The organism is Nocardia sp. AB354 (assembly GCF_049538315.1).
Lineage (GTDB): Bacteria > Actinomycetota > Actinomycetes > Mycobacteriales > Mycobacteriaceae > Nocardia > Nocardia nova.
In genome coordinates, this window is the sequence record NZ_JBMVFU010000007.1 from 275853 (window position 1) to 292860 (window position 17008).

A 17008-nucleotide genomic window follows, 5' to 3' on the forward strand; every position below is an offset into this window, starting at 1 on the left:
TACGCCCGCCCGGTCGTTCCCGGCTAACTCGACAGCGCTCGCGAACTGTGCTCGGAAATCAACCGCGCGACCGCATCGCCATTGGCGTCGAGAAAGAAATGGCCGCCGGGAAATGTTCGGGCGGAGAAACTTCCGGTGGTGTGCGAGCGCCAGACCTCGAGATCGGCGAGACTCGCATCGGCGTCGCGATCACCTGCCAGTGCGACGATGGGACATGCGACGGTCGCCCCGGGGGCGCAGGCGTAGGTTTCGATGGCCCGGTAGTCGTTTCGGGTGACGGTCAGGATCATGTCGCGCATTTCCGGATCCTCGAGCAGGGCCGCCGGGGTGCCGCCGTAGTTCAGGAGATGATCGGCCAGCTCACGATCGCTCAGCGTGTGCATCACCTCGGTGCCCTGTTGTGACGGAGCGCGGCGTCCCGAGGCGAACAGCAGCGCCGGGCGCGCGTCGGTTTCGCGTTCGAGGCGCCGGCAGGTTTCGAATGCCACCGCGGATCCCATGCTGTGGCCGAACAGGGAGAAACTCGAGGCGTCGGCGAGTGTCTCGGTCAATTCGGTGAACAGCCCGTCGACGAGCCCGGAAATGGTGTCGACGAGTGGCTCGCGGCGTCGGTCCTGCCGCCCGGGGTACTGGACGGCGAGGACGTCGTATTCCGATCGCAGGCGTTTGACCAGCGGCCCGTACGAGATGGCGGATCCGCCGGCATGTGGAAAGCAGACCACGGCATGCGATCCGTTCTCCGGAGCGGGGGACAGACGACGCAGCCAGCTATTACCCACGGGCCGAAAGCCTACACCGACTGCTACGCCTCCGAATTCACCGCGCTCGCAACGGATTCGCCTGGGAGGTGCCGTGACGTCACGCCAGCGAGAGGAACAGCTTCTCCATCTTCTTCATGTCGGCGCCGTCCGGGCTGCCGTTGGTCAGGCAGTGCTGAAGACCGGTCGCCACCAGGGCGTAACCGCTGCGGCTCAGCGCTTTGTTGACCGCGGCGAGCTGAGTGAGCACATCCTCGCACTCCGCACCGTCTTCCATCATGCGGATGACGGTCGCCAGGTGGCCGTGTGCGCGCTTCATGCGAGTGATCACGGCCTTCACCTCGTCCGGTTCGAATTGCATCTGTTCCTCCAGCGTCTCGTCCGGCCCGTCGCGGACCGTGCCCATGAATCATATCCCCCCGGGGGGATGCTATGGTTGTCTCATATCCCCCCGGGGGGATAGCACCTACGTGGTTCTCCCGCCCCGCCCGCGACGGACCACAGCTGATGAAAGGAATGCCGGATGTCCGTACTCAGTGAGCGCCCGTCCCGCCACGGCGCCGCCGTGCTCCAAGAGCTCTCGCCGCAGCATCGCGCGTTACGTCACGCGATCCCCGAGGTGTACAAGGGTTTCGGCGAACTCAGCAAAGCCGCGTTCGCACCGGGTGCCATCGATCGCAAGACGAAGGAACTGATCGCGCTCGCCATCGGCGTGGTCGAGGGCTGTGACGGTTGCATCGCCTCGCACGGGCAAGCCGCCGCGCGCGCCGGGGCCACGCGCCAGGAGGCGGCGGAGGCCATCGGCGTTACCTTCCTCATGCACGGCGGCCCGGCAACGATCTACGGTGCTCGCGCCTATGAAGCGTTCTGCGAGTTCGCCGATGCCGTCGATGCCGGCGACGGCCCGGCGTGATCACGAACGGAAAAGGTCCTCGGTATGTGTAGTCCCGTTCGGTGCAGGGTGTGCGGCAAGACGACGTGGTCCGGTTGCGGTCGGCACGTCGCTCGGGTCCGGGCCGCCGTTCCGGCCGACCAATGGTGCGCCGGCCATCCGGCATCCGCCCAGGACGGCTCGTCGCGTCGGCTGTTTCGCAAGTGGGCAGGCCGCTGAAGCGGCTCACGCGTAGTCTCCGACCTCTGTCACCAGCCGTTTTGGTGTTTCCCGTGCGGTTGCGTAGGGTTGTCCCTACCCGACGCGGGGTGGAGCAGCTCGGTAGCTCGCTGGGCTCATAACCCAGAGGTCGCAGGTTCAAATCCTGTCCCCGCTACTAGGGGAAACGGCCCCGGAACCATGGTTCCGGGGCCGTTTTTCGTTCGGTTTGGCATCACGTTTGGCCGATGCGGTTGCGAGTCCGGTTCGCCGAGGCGGTCCCTGGGGCCGGTAACCTACAGCGCGAACGCACCGATCCGCGAAAGGGGCATGCAGTGGCAGCGTCGACTGCGGCCGAGGCATCCGGCTCGTCCGCACGGGCGTCCGGACGGCGAGTCACCAAGCGCCGCGCAGAAACTCGGCAACGCATGCTGCAGGCCGCCTACGAGGTATTCGCCGAACAGGGCCTCGGCCGGACGAAGCCGGAACAGATCTGTGAACGCGCCGGCTACACCCGGGGCGCGTTCTATTCCCAGTTCGGCTCCATGGACGAGCTGTTTCTCATCATGTGGGCCGAACGATCGGCCCAATTGCTCGCCGATGTGACCGCTGTCCTCGACCGTGAACCGGTCACCGATGTTCGCGGTGTGCGACAGGTCGTCGACCACTTCCTGGCAGCGGTTCCTACTGACGACAAGTGGTTTCGGATCAGTCTCGAGTTCACTGCGCACGCGTTGCGGAATCCGGAACTGCGGCAGGTCATGGTCGCACGGGAGGAGTCCATCGTCGCGGCCCTGCTGCCGGTGATCGAAACCTTGCTCGAACGCGTCGGCCGTTCCGTCACCGATCGTGAGCCCCTCGGCCGGGCCCTGATCGCCGTCCACGACGGCACGATGACGCAGTGCCTGATGGAGCCCGGCGACCCCGCCAACCTCGAACGCCGAGCCGATCTGTTCCTGCGGGTCGTGCTGTCGTACTCCGTCGAGTCCGACCGATCGAGCTGACGCGCACGACCGACTGGCGCCGGCGCGCAGGGGCTCTCGATCGAAAAGGTGCGGGACATGGCCGAGCCCGCCACCGCGTGCCGTTCGGTGGCGGGCTCTGATTCGGCTGGAACAGCGCTGTCAGTTGAGGCCGGGGAACAGGAACCCTTCCGGAACGCACGGAACCGGTGTGGTGTGGTCCGGGTCGAGAGCGTTGAGAACGAAACGCCAGGTGCGTTCGCTGTAGCTGAGACTGGCGTGATCGGTGAAGTCCAGGTCGCAGCCGTCCTGCAGGAGGATGTTGTGGACGTTGGGTCCATTGAGGAACTGGTTGGTGTACGGAGTGGTCACCTCGTCGTACTCGGTGACGATGGTGGTGTAGTCGACGCCGGGCCGGGTGTCGCCGCCCGCATAGGTCTGAGTCATCAGTTCGGAACCGAGCGCCTGCTGCGTCGCGGCGGGTAGCAGTGCGCCCAGCAGGTCGAAGCTGAGCTTGCCCAGCGGCGGGAACGACTTGCGGAGGAAGACGGCCCCGTCGACAGTGGTGCCGTGATTGGCCGGGCCGAGTCCGATGAGTTTGTCGACGACCCGATCCCCGCCGAGGAAATTGATGTAGTAATGCGATAGCACACCGCCGCCGAGGGAGGCGCCGACGAGGTCGACCTTGGCAGCGTGGGTCTGTGCGCGCACCTTGTCGACCTCCGCGGCGAGTTCGCGTGCGCTGTCACGGATATCGGCTACCGACTGCACCGGAATCTCGGAGATCCAGGTCGGCTTGCCGTAGTTGAAGGTGTGCACGCAGTAGCCGTTGTTGCGTAGGAACGGCGCGCCCGCCTGCCAGTTCGCGGCCTGGTTGACAAAGGTTCCGTTGATCAGGACAACCGGATTCGGATGTGCGGCACTGGGTTTGCAGTCCGGGTCGTTCGCACCGGCCGGAACCTGCTCGGGCAGAAAGAATGGAACGATCCCGGTGCCCACGTCGAAGGTCACCGGCAGCGGACCGGACATCACCGGTTCTGCCGACGCTCCCGTCGTCCCCACCACACCGAGGACAGCGGTGCACGTGAGCGCGATCGTCGTCATCCGTGCCACTCGACGGTCAATACCGTTCCATCGCAGCGGATTTCGATTTCTCGAGGAAAATTCCGATGACGGCCGGACAGATTCGGGAGAACTGGTCATCGACGGCATGTCCTTGTCCTTGGTTCCAACGGTCGAGCGTGATCGGTGGAAGCCGAGGCCCTTTCACCATGGAAAGTGAGGCCGATCACGTTCGCCGTACGATACGTCGGTGTATTCGATACGTCAATGCATCTAATGCGGTGCCGAATCCCATGCGGAGCGTTGAACCATGGAGGTTCGGTGGAAATGCGCTTGACCGGCGGAATCGTGATTCGGATCGCGTTGCGATATCCACTCGGACAACTCCGGGGCGGGTCGGCCCCGGGTTGTCTGGGTGCTGGTGTGGTTGCGCGTGGGGGGTCGGTCGGGCCACGTGGCGGGGTGGACCGTCAGCCGCTCGGGGCGTTGTTCGCGTCGATGTTCTCGACGAACCGTTCGACGCTGTCGAGTGCGCTTCGTGCCTCCGACAGCCGTGGGTATGCCATCTGGAACACATGGAACATCCCGGACCACAGTTCGAGTTCGCACCGCCCGCCCGCCGCGCGCAGTGCCGCGGCATAGTGCTGCGAGTCCGAGCAGAGAATTTCGCTGCCGCCCGCCTGCAACAGCATCGGCGGCAGGTCGGGTCCGACCGCGGCGAGGACATCCAGGCGCGGATCACTGAAATCGGTGTCCACGAAATAGGTTTGGGTGATCCGTCGACCGGTGCGCGCGGAGACGAACTGGTCCCACACGTGCGCGTTGTGGGCCGCCGCGAGCTGCCAGGTCGGGTCCACGAGGCTGGAGAATCCGATCAACGCCGCAGGCTGGTCGACTCCGAGTTCGCGAAGTTGGGTACACAAGCCCAGGGCGAGGTGGCCGCCGGCCGAATCGCCCATCACGATGATGTCGCCGGCTGTGTGTCCTTGGTCGATCAGCCACAGGTAGCCGTTGAGAATGTCGTCGTGGGCGGCGGGGAAGCGGTATTGCGGTGCTCGCCTATAGCGCACGGCGAAGACGGGTCGGCGCAGTCGCCGTGATAGTTCCGATATCAGGCCGCGGTGGGTCCAGGTTCTGCAGCTGATGTATCCGCTGCCGTGGATGTAGTAGATCACCCGGGCGCCGGGCTCTGCCTGCCCGCCGACCCATTCTCCGATGGTCCGGCCCCTGGGTCCTGCGGCATCGACTCTCATGGGTGGCAGTATCGGAGCGAACCACATCCGACAGGCCACGACCTGCGTGAAGCGGTAGCCGAGCACACCGAGCGGTTTATGCAGCGGCAGTAGCCATAGTGTGGGCCGCACGAAGATTCGCGACGCCCAGATGGTCAGCCGCGCGGCGAAGGAGCGCGGCACCGTGGTCACAGGATCATCGCAGCGATCGCTTGCCGCGTGCGGTGTGCCGGATTCGGTCGGGCGGGGCGAGGCGCTGACCGGATCGGGTGTGTTCATGGGGTTCCTCGAGATCAGGGTGCGGACGAATCCCCGCCCGCACCGGCGGTGTGCGGGTGCGGGCGGGGAGTCCGGTCTCCGGTGCAGCCAGCAGTTCGAGCCTGGGTTACCGAGTGGGGACGGTGATGGTGCCGTAGTCCAGGCCGCCGTGGCTGAAGGTCGGTACGACCGGCCACTGTCGCTTCCAGTTCGCGCATTCGGAGGACGGGATGATCTGGCGCCACTGCGGGTTGCGCGGCGATGGGCTGGCGAGGGTCTTCTCCTTCACCATCGAGTCGTACTGGTCGAGGGAGTCTTCGAGGGTGTTGGCGTTGAGTACGACCTCGCGGCCGTAGAACTGGGCGGTGCGGCGCACGCCGGGGATCTTCGACAGTTCGGGTTGCCAGCTGTCGGCGGCCATCCCGTTCTCCGACGACACCCACACCCCGTCGGGCGTGTTGACGACCAGGGAATGGTTGCCGTCGGTGTGGCCGGGTGTCCACAGCAGGCTGACCCCGACCCCGAGTTCGACATCGCCGTCGAAGACTTCGAGCCGTTCGGCGGGCACCCCGTTCATGCCGCCGTCGACGTACCAGGCCCATTGCATGGGGTGCATGGACTCGAAGGTGCCCAGTTCCCGGCGGTGCACGAGCAGTTTGGCGTTGGGGAACAGGGGCTTGCGCGGTTCGGTCTCGCCTTCGATGGGCTCGCTGCTGCCCACGATCATGCGTGGGTCCTGGACGTGGAGGTGGTCGAAGCTGATGTAGTCCACGTCATCGTTGGTCAACCCCAGGCGCGGCAGCACCTGATCGGGGTCGTTGTAGTACTTGACGAACAGCGATTCCAGGCCGAGGCGCCGGCTGAAGCGCTGCAACTGGCCGTAGAACGGGGCTTCCGCGGACCCGGCGGCTACGGTGGGTTCCCACACCAGGGTCTTGAGTTCGCCGTCGAAACCCTCGAACTGAATCACGAACATGCGGTTGATGATCGAGATGAAGGGATTGAGGTTGACCGAGTAGTTCTGGAACGCGTACTGCGCCGGATAGGGCGCGGCGGCGATGTCGAAACTCTTGACCGCTTTTACCTGCCCCTGGCGCAGAAATCGTTCCCGGTAGCTGAGCGCCGCCGCGCGAACGGCGTCGAGCCGCCGGCCCCGGGGCCAGATGTCGTGGACGCCGGAGAACTCCGGGATCGGGCGAACGGTGGCGGATTCGATGTTGGTCACCAGGACTCCTTCGGGGCGGTGGTCTCGGTCAGGGCACGGTTTTCATAGCCTGCGCGGGTGTTCGAATCCCGTGTTGCTTCGACTTGGTTGGGCACCGTGCGGCGCAATACCTGGTCTCGGATCGACTGCGGTAGCAGAGCGGTGATGCGGACCAGCAGGCCGATCGAGGCCGGGAGGGTGACCTCGAAACGTGGGCGGCGCAAGACCTCGACGACGGCGGCGGCGACGTCGCCGGGCCGCAACGGCGAGGTCGCGCCGCTGTCGGTGCCGATCGCGAGTTCGGTGTCCACGACGCCGGGCATGATCACCGAGATCTCGACGCCGCTGCCGCGCAACTCCTCGCGCACGCCGGTGAGGTAGCCCAGGACGGCGTGTTTGGTCGCGGCGTAGGTGGATTCCCCGGGCGGGGCCAGTTTGGAGGCGGCCGAGGCGATGGTGACGATGTGACCGCGGCCGCGCTCGCGCATCAGCGGCGCGACCAAGCGCACGCCGCGGATCACGCCGTGCAGGTTCACCGCGAGCATGCGCTCGGTCGCGGTCTCCGGCTCGTCGTCGAACGCCCCGACCCACATGACACCGGCATTGTTGACCAACACGTCGAGTGGACCCCACAAGACGGTGACTTCGGCGAGAAACCGGCGGAACGACCCGGTGTCGGTCACATCGAGAGTGAACGCATGCACCTGCCCCGGTAGGGCCTGCGCGGTGGCCTCGGCTGCCCGGATATCGCGGTCGCCGATCGCTACCCGGGCACCGGCCTCGGCGAGCCGGCGCGCGATCTCGCGCCCGATGCCCTGCGCGCCGCCGGTGACGGCCACGATGCGCCCGGCCGGCGTTGTTTCCGTCATTGTCTGATGCCTTCCCTGCATCGGTGCGACACAGCGATCAATGTTGGGCAATCGTGATTGTCAGAATTAGTTCGGCTAGTATTGCACTTCGTCGGCAGGAAGGAAAGGCCCCAAATGACCCGCCCGGGACCCTCCGACCCGAAGCCCTCCGGCCGGAAGTACTCCGGTGTCGCTCCGGAGGAGCGAGTGCGTCAGCGCCGTGCGGCCATCCTCGAATCCGCTTTGGAGCAGTACGGCACGACCGGCTACGCGGCCGCCTCGATCAAGCAGATCTGCCGCGGCGCCGGCGTCACCGAGCGGTACTTCTACGAGTCGTTCTCCAATCAGGAGTTCTGCCTGGCCGCCCTCTACGACAACCTGGCCGAGGCGATGCGCGCGGAGACCATCGCCGCACTCGAGCAGGCCGATCCCGATCTCGATGCACTCACCTCAGCCGGACTCGAAGCCTTCATCCGCTATCTGACCAGCGATCCGCGCCGCGCGCGGGTAGTGCTCATCGAGGTCGTCGGGGTTTCACCGGACATGGAACAGCGTCGCCATCGGGTTCTGCGCGATTTCGTCGACACCGTGATGGCCATCTGGGCGACAGAGAGCCCTCTCTCGCTGACGCGAGGCCAGCGATTGACCGCGACCGCACTGGTCGGCGGCGTTAACCACCTGCTGGTCGACTGGATGATGGACGGTTGCCATGACGACCCCGCCGACCTCGTGACGGTGTGCGTGGACCTGTTCGCCGCCGCCCGCGCGCGCTGGAACACCACCGCCTCGTCCTCATAGCCGCCCCGCGAACCGCCAAATCGCTCTAACGCGACGGCGGGATCGACTTCGGCGAGATCGGACGATCGAGCTCGGCCGACCGATGAGGGCCACTGGGCGACGAGCCAGCGGAACCCCGCAAGCCGCTTGACACGACGTCGAAAACTGACTCCTACTCTGCGACGTCCGCCGTTGAGTTGTTACCCCGGAGAACGGGCTGTTATCCGGGGGAGCGTGAGAGGCGACCTGCGGCGGACCGCCGCCGCCCACACGAAGCGGTCCCGCTGTCCGGGGCAAGCTGGAAACAAGGGAACCGATGGCCGCCGCGGTGACCTGGCTCCGCACGTCACCGCGCACTCTGCGCACCGCCGCGGAAGCGTTCCATCGGCCCGGCCAACAGCCGTCGCTCCTACGCCATCGCCAGGACCGTCGACCAACTCGACGGCCGCGGCCCGGACGGGCTGATCGGTCCCAACCGCGCCCTGGACTCGGTCACCGACCACGAGATCGGCGTAGCGCTGGAACCCTGACCTCGACCAAACTGAATCGGTTTGGACTGTGAACTGTGCCTGGGGGCTTGGGATGTGAACCCGTGCGTGGGGACGGGCTGGTGACGCGAGGTTGTGCGAGCGACCGAATCGGCCACACAGCGTCGAACCCGTCGATGGTGCAGGATGAACCGCCCGCCGCATATGCATCAGCGTCGGCGTGTGCGTAAGCCGGTTGATGTCGTGGATGTAGTGGTCGCCGATATCTTCCCCATGTTGCCGAAACCGCTGGTCACTGCGGGTAATTTGGCATCAGATTCGGCATCACGACGGGATGTGATCAGTCTGGACGCGGCGGGATAGGACAAACAGGGTGGCCGGTTGTACCGCCGTTGACCTGCGCAGATTGGGATTTCATGGCACGTGAGGACGCAGCCGGGACCGTCCTTGGTTGGCTCATAACCCAGAGGTCGCAGGTTCAAATCCGGTCCCCGCTACTACAGAGGGCGGTCCTGACCAGAGGTTCAGGGCCGCCCTCGACTCTTGCCGGGGTTGTCGGCATCGAATTCGACATCACCGGAACCACGGTGAACGTGGCATGAGCCGGCACCGGGCGTGGCACAGCCACGAACTCGAGGTCTGTCCGGGCTTCCGATCAGCTCAGCGATGTGGGCCGGGTGGGCTCGAAGTAGCGGGTGGCTAGGGTGGCAAGAATTCGCTGGTAGGACGAGCCGAGGATGCGGACGAGGAGGTCGCTCACGTGGGCGTCGGCGCCGACGAGGATCTTGGCCTTGCCCTTGGCCGTTCCGTCCAGGATGACGCGGGCCGCCTTCTCGGGGGTGGTGCGAGCGAGGCGGTCGAACAGCTGGACGAGGTGCTGCAGCTCCTCGGGGTTGGTGCCGGTGGCCTTCGTCGCGATGGCGGTGCGAACGCCGCCGGGGTGCACGCTGGACACGGTGACGGGATGTCCGGCGGTGAGCATTTCCTGGCGTAGCGATTCGGTGAAACCTCGAACAGCGAATTTGGCCGCGTTGTAGGCACTTTGAGTGGGAGCGGCGAACAGGCCGAAGACGCTCGAGGTGTTGGCGATGCGGCCGTCGCCGGAGGCGATCAGGTGTGGCAGGAACGCCTTGGTGCCGTGCACGACACCCCAGTAGTCGACATCGAGGACGCGGGACAGATCTTTGATATCGCTGTTCTCGACGGCACCGACGAAACCGATTCCGGCGTTGTTGAATACGTCGTGCACGGCCCCGAACCGCGCGAGGACGGTCTCGGCAAACCGCAGCATCTGTTCGTATTCGGCGACGTCGAGGACGGCTGTCTCCACTCGGGCGTTGTAGGCGAAGCATCGGGCAGCGGTTTCGGCGAGCTCTTCGGCGTCGAGGTCGCACAATGCCAGGTGTGCGCCGCGGCGGGCGAGTTCGATTGCGAGGCTGCGACCCATTCCTGATGCGGCGCCGGTGACGACGGCGACGCGGCCGCGGTAAGGCTCGGACATGATTCTCCGGTAAGAGTTTCGGTGGTGGGTACGAAGGCGATTGCAGGTGGTCGGTGCGGCATCGGGGGTCCGCACCGACCGCGGAAATCAACTGTCGATGCGGTTCAGGTAGGCGCGGCGCCGCTGCTGGTCGTACCGGCCGGGTTCGCGACCGACGAATTGGCGCTTGACCGCGCGCAGAGCCGTCTCGGGAATACCCTGTTCGACGGTGCCCATCGGAGCGAGCCATCGTGGGATCGTCACTTCGGCACGCCGGTGGCGAACGGTATCGGCGATCGCCTCGCCCACTTCCGCGGGGTGCAAGGTGGGTTGCAGTTTCAGGTTCACCCCCGATGTCAGTTCGGTGTGCACGGCGGCGGGCATCACGGTGGTGACGGTGACGCCGGTGCCGTCGAGTTCGGCGCGGACCGCGCGGGACAGCGCGCCGACGGCGAATTTCGAGGCGCAGTAGACCGCCGCGCCCGGGGTAGTGACCTTGGCGGCCATGGACGCGACATTGACGATGTGGCCGCGTCCGCGCGCGACCATTCCCGGCAAAGCCAGACTCATGCCATTGATCACCCCGCCGACATTGATGGCGATCTCGCGGTGGTGCCCGGCCAGGTCCAGCTCGAGGAAGGGTGCCAGGCGCATGATGCCCGCGTTGTTGACCAGTACGTCGACGGGACCGGTTTCGGTGGCTGCGTTCAAGAATTCGGCGAAGCTGCCCGGATCGGTGACGTCGAGTTGGGCGGCGTGTCCGCCGATCTCGGCGGCGGTCGCCTCGGCCACGGGAAGGTCGATATCGCCGATCCAGACCTGGGCGCCGCGCGCGGCGAGCGCGATGGCGGTGGCGCGGCCGATTCCGCGTGCCCCGCCGGTGACGCAGGCGACCGTCCCGTCCAGTCGCATCATCGGTTCGTCTCCCGCAGCGGTGCGCGCAGCGCGAAATAGCCGATGACCCGGATCTCGCCGGTTCGCGAACCCATCAGTGCGCGGCCCAGATACACCCCGGGCACCAGTTCGACGAGTTCATCGCGAACTCGTTCGATGGGCACGATCCTCGAACGGGGGTTGCCGAGCGCTGGGTCGGTGTAGGTGACCGCCGCGACCTGAACGAACGGTGCGAGCGAAGCACGTTCTACGCGATAGCCGAAGCGGAAACCCTGGTAGACCGCACTCGTCCGGACCCAGCCGCTGTACCGCGGCACCGCGGCCCGTAACGCGAGGTAGGCGATACGGTTCAGGCGGTTGTACCCGGTCGCGGTGGCAGCGTCGAAACTCTTGCCCACCCACCCGGGTTCGACGGCGACTACCGGATTGAGCAGAGCCGCTTCCGGAATCCCGAACAACTTGCCCGCGATCATCCCCTCGTAGTCGCCGTCCAACTGTGGAGCCGTGCCTTGGGCGAACAGAGCTGCCAACAGCTCACGGTCGTCGGTGTCGGCCGCCCCTCGCAGATAGTCCCAGCACGCCGCGGCGGCGCGTGCCGGTGCCGAACCGGCCAGTTCACGCAGCTCCCCGAGCAGCGATGTCGGTTGTCTGCGGGCAGCGCCGGAGCTGCGGCGGGATGAGGTTCCAGTAGTCATCGAGATTCCTTTCTGAAGTGTCAGGCCGCTGCCGAGGAGGCTGCGGTCCGGACGTGCTCGCGGATGAAGCGGGCGATTTCCGCGGTGAGTTGCCTGCTTTCGGGCAGGTACGGGAACACCACCGGGAAGGCGTGGATCTGGCCGTACCAGATGTGCAGCTCGCACGGCACACCTGCCGCGTCGAGGCCGGCGGCCATGACTTCGGAATCCAGGCGCAGGAACTCGTCGTCGCAGGCGGCCAGCATGGTCGGGGGCAGGACGCGGAGGTCGCCGTTGACCGGCGACAGCGCTGTATCGACGCGGCCGTCGCGGGCACAGCCGAGTTCGGCGATGCGCGTGAATGCCGCGGTGGGCAGATATGCCTCGGTCATCGCATTGTGGTGTGCGAGTTTGGCGGTGAGGTCGAGGTCGAGCCACGGGCTCAGCGCGACCACCGCCGCCGGGGCCGGCAATTGCTCGCCGGCGACCCCGAGCGCGGTGCTCAGCGCGAGGAATCCGCCTGCCGAATCCCCGGCGAAGACGACCGATTCGCTACCGACGCCGTGGTCGAGGAGCCACCGGTAGGCAGCCAGGCAGTCGCGCACCGACTCCGGAACCGTGGCCTCGGGCAGATAGCGGTAGCGCACCTGCACGACCGGCAACCCCGTGGCCCGCGACAATTCAGCGACCAGGCGACGGTGTGTGTGCAAGCCTCCGGCGACGAAACCGCCGCCGTGGAAATACAGCACCGCGCCTGCGCCGAACCCGTCCGGCGCCTCGGCTGCGCGCACGATCTCACAGCGCACCGTCCTCGTTGTCACCGCTTCGACCCGCACAGGGGTGCGGACACACAGTGCTCGGGATCCGAGGTCGACAAGCCCTCCGACGCGTATCGCGAGCGGAGAGATCGGTACCCGGCGCAGTGCCGGTCGTACCAGCTCGCGCACTGCGGCCGTCGCCAGCTGCGAGCGCACGCTGGGGTGACGGGAGTGGGCGCCGAAATGGTGACGTCGCATGAGTGGCATGGCAGCACCTCTCTGAGAAGGCGGTTCCGAGCAGCGGCGGGGCGGCCGGACGAGGAAGATGAAGCGAGCGTTTCATGTTGAAACGCCTGATGTCAATACGTGCTCGGCCGTCCGTGTCTCGGCGCGGTGAGAGGATCGGCTGATGAGCTCTCCGAAGCTGTGGCGCGGGCAGACCCTGAAGGATCGCTCGCTGGACCGCCGTGAACAGATGCTGGACGTGGGCGAAGAATTGCTCGGCACCGGCGGGGTATCGGCGGTGACGACCCGCGCGGTGATGCGGCAGACCAATCTCAGTCCGCGCTACTTCTACGAAACCTTCGACAGCCGTGAGGATCTCATCATCGCGGTGTACGACAGGGTCGAATCCCGGCTGTTCGAACGGATGCGCGGCGTCCGCACCGCCGACGGGCTACGCGCGGCGATCCGCGAGATCTTCGAGATCTGCGCGCAGTACTTCGAGGAGGATCCCGGCCGTGCGCGCATCCTGCTGCGCGAACCGCTCGCCGACGACACCTTGCGCCGGCACAGTGCCGACCGCGCTCCGACATTTCTGCGAATGCTCATTCCGGTTCTCGGCGCCGAAGCCGGTGCGATCGTCCCTGCTGACGAGGAAGCTCTCGCGATCGCGGCCACGGCCCTGAGTGGCAGCCTCGTGTCGTTGTATCTCGAATGGGTCGACGGGCGGCTGTCGGTCAGTCGGGAACGACTCGCCACCGCTGCGGTGGCAACAGTATTCGCCCAGCTCGAGGCGGTGCGGCAACACGACTGAGGCGATGGGGCTTGACAATGCGCGGCCGTAAGTTGAAACATGCGTTTCAAGATGAAGCGCGCGTTACCGCTTACTGCTTCCCGGAAGGACTCCTCGACCATGACCGTCGACCTCACTGCAACGCAGCACCGCGACAAGCGCACTCCGCCGGACCGGCATATCGTGATCGTCGGTGCCGGAATAGCCGGCATCGGAATGGCGATCACCCTGCGCCGCAATGGAATCGACAACTTCACCGTGCTCGAGCGGGCCGGTGATATCGGCGGTGTCTGGCGCGACAACGTCTATCCCGGAGTCGGTGCCGATGTGCCGTCCTTCAGCTACCAGTTCTCGTTCGAGAAGAACCTCGGCTGGTCGCGACTGTTTCCGAAGGGCGAGGAGATCAAGCGCTACCTCGACCGCTGCGTCGAGAAATACGACATCGCGCGGCACATCGAACTCGGTACAGAAGTGCTCGAACGTCGTTGGTCCGAAGACGAGCGCGTCTGGTATGTGCACACCAACCACGGCGAGTTCACCAGCCGCTATGTCATCAGTGCTCTCGGTCCCTTCGTCAATCCTCGCACTCCCTCCATTCCGGGGCTCGAGGATTTCACCGGCATCGTCATGCGATCTCAGCAGTGGGATCACCGCCAGGACCTGACGGCTCGACGAGTCGCGGTCATCGGCACCGGCGCCAGCGCGGTACAACTGGTCCCGAAAGTCGCCGAAACCGCGGCACACCTCACCGTCTTCCAGCGTCGCCCCATCCACGTACTGCCCAAACTCGACATCCCCGTCCCCGGCCCGCTGCAGCGCGTGATCGCCGCCGTCCCCGGTAGCCAGGACGCACTGCGACTCGCCTTCACGGCCCAGGTCGAGGTGCTGCTCGTCGCGGTCGCGGCCTACGGTAAATCGGTCGCACCGCTGGCGCGCGGGCTCTCCGCCGCGAGCCGGGCGCTGCTGTTCGCTCAGGTCCGCGATCCCGGACTGCGGGAAAAGCTCACGCCCGACTACGATTTCGGCTGCAAACGCCCCAGTGTGTCCAACGCCTGGTATCGCACGTTCACCCGTGACAACGTCAGTCTCGTCACCGAGCCCATCGATCGCATCACCCCGACCGGCGTCCGCACCGTCGACGGGGCCGAGCACCCTGTCGACGTCCTCGTCCTGGCTACGGGCTTCCACTTCGCTCACGAACCGATCAACTACCGGATCTCCCCGGTGCGGACCAGCGATGGATTCGACCTCGCGGACTTCTTCGAAACCGAAGCCCTGCAGTCCTACGAAGGCGTCAGTCTCCCCCAACTGCCCAATGCCTTCTCGCTGTTCGGTCCCTATTCCTGGTCGGGCGGCTCGTATCACGTCATGGTCGAGACGCAGGCCAATCACATCATCCGGGTCCTGCGCGAAGCCGAGCGCCGCGGCGCCGATCGGGTAGCCGTGCGGCCCGAGGCCAACGCCCGCTTCCTGGCGTTCGTTCGCGCGCGGGCCGACAATTCGCTGCTCGCGATCAGCAACTGCGCATCGGCCAACAGCTACTACTTCGACCATCACGGCGACTTCAGCTCCTTGCGCCCCACTACCGGACTGCAAGCCTGGTGGACCAGCCGCACCTTCCCCCTCGACGATTACGCCTACAACTAGCAATCCGGCCTTGCGCAGGCTCGAAAGATACTCCCCGTGTCATGAGATCGAATTCGGCCATCCCGACGCGTGTTGATCCGGCGCCACATTTCGAGCGTTGCGGCCGCCGGGCGCACTAGCCGCCGACCGGAGTTTCCGACGGAACACCGGGCGTCACGGGTGCGCCGAACCAGAGCTGCAGTGCGGCGCGCAGGCCGGACTCCGCGGTGTCCGCGGGTTCGCCGACGGTCGCGGCCCAGGCTATGTGCGCATCCGGGCGGATGAGGAGGGCGTCGGCGGTCCGATCGGCGGTCTCGGCGGTGCGAATCTCGATGCGGTGTCCCCATTCTCGTGCCGCCGCGCGCAGCTCCGGCCGTCCGGCGAGATCGAGCAGGACGGGCCGTGCGTCGTGCAGCAGCGTCGCGACGTCGGTGCTGGCTCCGCCGGTGCGCAGGGCCAGGTTGGGTGCGAAGGTGCCGGTCGCGGCGTGGCCGTTCGGGTTCGGCAGCTCATAGCGGATATCGGCGCCGGCGATGAGGGCACCCATGCGCCGCAGGGGCTGATCGTCGGTGAGGAGCTCCTGAAAGACCGCCCGCAGCGCCTCGGCCGCCGGGTCGTGCCCACGCCGCAGCGCCACCTGCGCACGGGTGTGCAGCATGGTGCGCGCCGCCGCGAAATACCGTTCGTCGTGGTAGCTGTCCAGCAGTCCGTCCGGCGCCCAGCCCTGGACTTCGGCGGCCAGCTTCCACGCCAGGTTGACCGCGTCCAGCATGCCGGCGTTGAGGGCCACGCCCGTGGCCGGGAACAGATGGGCCGCATCGCCGGCCAGCAGGATCCGGCCCTCGCGACAGCGTTCGGCCTGCCGGGCCTTGAAGGTGAAACGTGACAGCCGATGCGTCTGTGCCACAGGGAGTTCCGCGCCGAGCACGCGGCGGATGCTGTCCTGCAGTTCGGTGACGGTCAGCGGTACGTCGTCGTCGTATTCGACGGACTCGTCCTCGATCGTGTAGACCGACAACACCTCCGACGTGGGCGAGACGCCCATCCCGAACAGCCCGCGGTCGGTCCGCGTGAAACCCGCGCTGATGGTTCCGAAACCGTCGACGTCGAGGTCGCCGTTGTCGTGCCGGGTCACCGAATCGGGCACCGTGATCTGGGCCAGCCGGTTGACCTCCGGATAGACGGTGCCGGGGAACGGAATTGCGGCCAGCTCGCGAATCCGGCTGCGGGCGCCGTCGCAGCCCACGAGGTAGCGGGCGGTGACCCGATAGGTGCCGTCCGGGCCCCGCACGTGGGCGGTGACCGCGTCGGTGCCCTGCGTCACGTCCAGCACCTGATGTCCGCGCCGGATGTCGACGCCGAGTTCATCGGCGCGTTCGCCGAGCACCCGCTCGAGCTGCTGTTGCGGCAGCGGCAAGGCGTGCATCGGCGACTCGGCGAGCCCGGTGAGGTCCACATGGACACCGCCGAACGGGAACCGCGGAGCCGGTATCGGGTCGGTGCAGGCCGCTTCGAACCGGTCCAGCAGGCCCCGGTAGCGCAACAACTCGAGAATCTGCCCGCCGAGCCCTCCGGCCTTCGGAGTGTCACGGGGTCGCGGTTGCCGTTCCAGCACCAGCGGCCGGACTCCGGCCGCCTGCAGTTCGGCGGCCAGCATCAGACCGGTCGGGCCCGCGCCCACGATGATCACGTCGGTATGCATTCCACTCCTGTTCCGGCCGTTTCCGGCCGGTCGAACGATTCGGACATCCGGCACTGTCGGCCGTTACCGGGCCCCGTGCCTGCTGTGCCGGGGCCACCCGCCCTTGGAATTGATGACTGCGCGCGGAGGCACGGGACGTGTGACGAAGCGCCGCTGGTCGGCCTGGGCAGGGAAGGTGGT

The 17008-nt window shown here is 66.5% G+C and carries 16 protein-coding genes and 1 tRNA gene; 6 read left to right on the forward strand and 11 right to left on the reverse strand.

Annotated elements, in window-relative coordinates:
* Positions 1 to 23: 23 nt before the first annotated feature.
* Both ACPCUW_RS13060 and ACPCUW_RS13065 read right to left on the reverse strand, forming a co-directional pair.
* The gene (locus ACPCUW_RS13060; protein WP_423424999.1) at positions 24 to 779 is read right to left on the reverse strand and encodes a thioesterase II family protein; all 756 of its coding nucleotides are present in this window, start codon (positions 777 to 779) and stop codon (positions 24 to 26) included.
* Between the two features lie 79 nt (positions 780 to 858).
* Positions 859 to 1119 (reverse strand): metal-sensitive transcriptional regulator, encoded by a 261-nt coding sequence (locus ACPCUW_RS13065; protein ID WP_030517993.1) that lies wholly within the window; start codon positions 1117 to 1119, stop codon positions 859 to 861.
* A 162-nt stretch (positions 1120 to 1281) separates the two neighbouring features.
* Between ACPCUW_RS13065 and ACPCUW_RS13070 the strand changes: the two genes are divergently transcribed.
* The 3 genes from ACPCUW_RS13070 to ACPCUW_RS13080 all read left to right on the forward strand — a co-directional run bounded on the left by ACPCUW_RS13070 (position 1282) and on the right by ACPCUW_RS13080 (position 2852).
* Complete coding sequence (locus tag ACPCUW_RS13070) at positions 1282 to 1671, forward strand: carboxymuconolactone decarboxylase family protein (RefSeq protein WP_030517992.1); 390 nt, start codon at positions 1282 to 1284, stop codon at positions 1669 to 1671.
* 281 nt (positions 1672 to 1952) lie between these two features.
* Positions 1953 to 2026 (forward strand) — tRNA-Met (locus ACPCUW_RS13075).
* A 157-nt stretch (positions 2027 to 2183) separates the two neighbouring features.
* Positions 2184 to 2852: a TetR/AcrR family transcriptional regulator gene (locus tag ACPCUW_RS13080; protein WP_423425001.1), complete on the forward strand. Its 669-nt coding sequence runs from the start codon at positions 2184 to 2186 to the stop codon at positions 2850 to 2852.
* A 120-nt stretch (positions 2853 to 2972) separates the two neighbouring features.
* Here the strand turns inward: ACPCUW_RS13080 and ACPCUW_RS13085 are convergent, their stop codons facing one another.
* The 4 genes from ACPCUW_RS13085 to ACPCUW_RS13100 all read right to left on the reverse strand — a co-directional run bounded on the left by ACPCUW_RS13085 (position 2973) and on the right by ACPCUW_RS13100 (position 7435).
* Positions 2973 to 3914, reverse strand: coding sequence for an esterase/lipase family protein (locus ACPCUW_RS13085; RefSeq protein WP_423425002.1), 942 nt, complete (start codon positions 3912 to 3914; stop codon positions 2973 to 2975).
* Positions 3915 to 4342: 428 nt separating this feature from the next.
* Complete coding sequence (locus ACPCUW_RS13090; RefSeq protein WP_423425003.1) at positions 4343 to 5383, reverse strand: alpha/beta hydrolase fold domain-containing protein; 1041 nt, start codon at positions 5381 to 5383, stop codon at positions 4343 to 4345.
* A 106-nt stretch (positions 5384 to 5489) separates the two neighbouring features.
* Positions 5490 to 6587, reverse strand: a complete 1098-nt coding sequence (locus ACPCUW_RS13095; RefSeq protein ID WP_423425004.1) for a hypothetical protein — start codon at positions 6585 to 6587, stop codon at positions 5490 to 5492.
* A complete protein-coding gene (locus ACPCUW_RS13100; protein WP_423425005.1) occupies positions 6584 to 7435 on the reverse strand; it encodes an SDR family oxidoreductase in 852 nt (283 codons plus the stop codon). Before ACPCUW_RS13100 ends, ACPCUW_RS13095 begins: the two co-directional genes overlap by 4 nt.
* Positions 7436 to 7549: 114 nt before the next feature.
* Here ACPCUW_RS13100 and ACPCUW_RS13105 point away from each other — a divergent pair, with 114 nt between their 5' ends.
* Positions 7550 to 8212 (forward strand): TetR/AcrR family transcriptional regulator, encoded by a 663-nt coding sequence (locus ACPCUW_RS13105; protein WP_423425006.1) that lies wholly within the window; start codon positions 7550 to 7552, stop codon positions 8210 to 8212.
* 1122 nt (positions 8213 to 9334) lie between these two features.
* On the opposite strand, the gene ACPCUW_RS13110 is transcribed toward ACPCUW_RS13105, so the two are convergent.
* The 4 genes from ACPCUW_RS13110 to ACPCUW_RS13125 form a co-directional block, all read right to left on the reverse strand.
* A complete protein-coding gene (locus ACPCUW_RS13110; protein ID WP_423425007.1) occupies positions 9335 to 10180 on the reverse strand; it encodes an SDR family NAD(P)-dependent oxidoreductase in 846 nt (281 codons plus the stop codon).
* Positions 10181 to 10267: 87 nt separating this feature from the next.
* Entirely contained in the window at positions 10268 to 11074 is an 807-nt protein-coding gene (locus ACPCUW_RS13115; protein WP_104363811.1) for an SDR family oxidoreductase, read from the reverse strand.
* Complete coding sequence (locus tag ACPCUW_RS13120) at positions 11071 to 11748, reverse strand: hypothetical protein (protein ID WP_063010360.1); 678 nt, start codon at positions 11746 to 11748, stop codon at positions 11071 to 11073. Before ACPCUW_RS13120 ends, ACPCUW_RS13115 begins: the two co-directional genes overlap by 4 nt.
* A 20-nt stretch (positions 11749 to 11768) precedes the next feature.
* Positions 11769 to 12548 (reverse strand): alpha/beta hydrolase, encoded by a 780-nt coding sequence (locus tag ACPCUW_RS13125; protein WP_423425010.1) that lies wholly within the window; start codon positions 12546 to 12548, stop codon positions 11769 to 11771.
* 346 nt (positions 12549 to 12894) lie between these two features.
* Between ACPCUW_RS13125 and ACPCUW_RS13130 the strand changes: the two genes are divergently transcribed.
* A complete protein-coding gene (locus tag ACPCUW_RS13130; protein WP_063010364.1) occupies positions 12895 to 13521 on the forward strand; it encodes a TetR/AcrR family transcriptional regulator in 627 nt (208 codons plus the stop codon).
* 99 nt (positions 13522 to 13620) lie between these two features.
* On the forward strand, positions 13621 to 15147 hold the full coding sequence (locus ACPCUW_RS13135) for a flavin-containing monooxygenase (RefSeq protein ID WP_423425013.1): 1527 nt from the start codon (positions 13621 to 13623) through the stop codon (positions 15145 to 15147).
* A 115-nt stretch (positions 15148 to 15262) separates the two neighbouring features.
* Here the strand turns inward: ACPCUW_RS13135 and ACPCUW_RS13140 are convergent, their stop codons facing one another.
* Positions 15263 to 16828, reverse strand: a complete 1566-nt coding sequence (locus ACPCUW_RS13140; RefSeq protein ID WP_423425014.1) for an FAD-dependent monooxygenase — start codon at positions 16826 to 16828, stop codon at positions 15263 to 15265.
* Positions 16829 to 17008 lie beyond the last annotated feature (180 nt).

Coding starts and splice junctions, on each gene's coding strand:
- ACPCUW_RS13065 (WP_030517993.1), bottom strand. CDS start 1,119: ATGCAATTCGAACCGGACGAGGTGAAGGCCGTGATCACTCGCATGAAG.
- ACPCUW_RS13070 (WP_030517992.1), top strand. CDS start 1,282: ATGTCCGTACTCAGTGAGCGCCCGTCCCGCCACGGCGCCGCCGTGCTC.
- ACPCUW_RS13085 (WP_423425002.1), bottom strand. CDS start 3,914: ATGACGACGATCGCGCTCACGTGCACCGCTGTCCTCGGTGTGGTGGGG.
- ACPCUW_RS13090 (WP_423425003.1), bottom strand. CDS start 5,383: ATGAACACACCCGATCCGGTCAGCGCCTCGCCCCGCCCGACCGAATCC.
- ACPCUW_RS13100 (WP_423425005.1), bottom strand. CDS start 7,435: ATGACGGAAACAACGCCGGCCGGGCGCATCGTGGCCGTCACCGGCGGC.
- ACPCUW_RS13105 (WP_423425006.1), top strand. CDS start 7,550: ATGACCCGCCCGGGACCCTCCGACCCGAAGCCCTCCGGCCGGAAGTAC.
- ACPCUW_RS13110 (WP_423425007.1), bottom strand. CDS start 10,180: ATGTCCGAGCCTTACCGCGGCCGCGTCGCCGTCGTCACCGGCGCCGCA.
- ACPCUW_RS13115 (WP_104363811.1), bottom strand. CDS start 11,074: ATGATGCGACTGGACGGGACGGTCGCCTGCGTCACCGGCGGGGCACGC.
- ACPCUW_RS13120 (WP_063010360.1), bottom strand. CDS start 11,748: ATGACTACTGGAACCTCATCCCGCCGCAGCTCCGGCGCTGCCCGCAGA.
- ACPCUW_RS13130 (WP_063010364.1), top strand. CDS start 12,895: ATGAGCTCTCCGAAGCTGTGGCGCGGGCAGACCCTGAAGGATCGCTCG.
- ACPCUW_RS13135 (WP_423425013.1), top strand. CDS start 13,621: ATGACCGTCGACCTCACTGCAACGCAGCACCGCGACAAGCGCACTCCG.
- ACPCUW_RS13140 (WP_423425014.1), bottom strand. CDS start 16,828: ATGCATACCGACGTGATCATCGTGGGCGCGGGCCCGACCGGTCTGATG.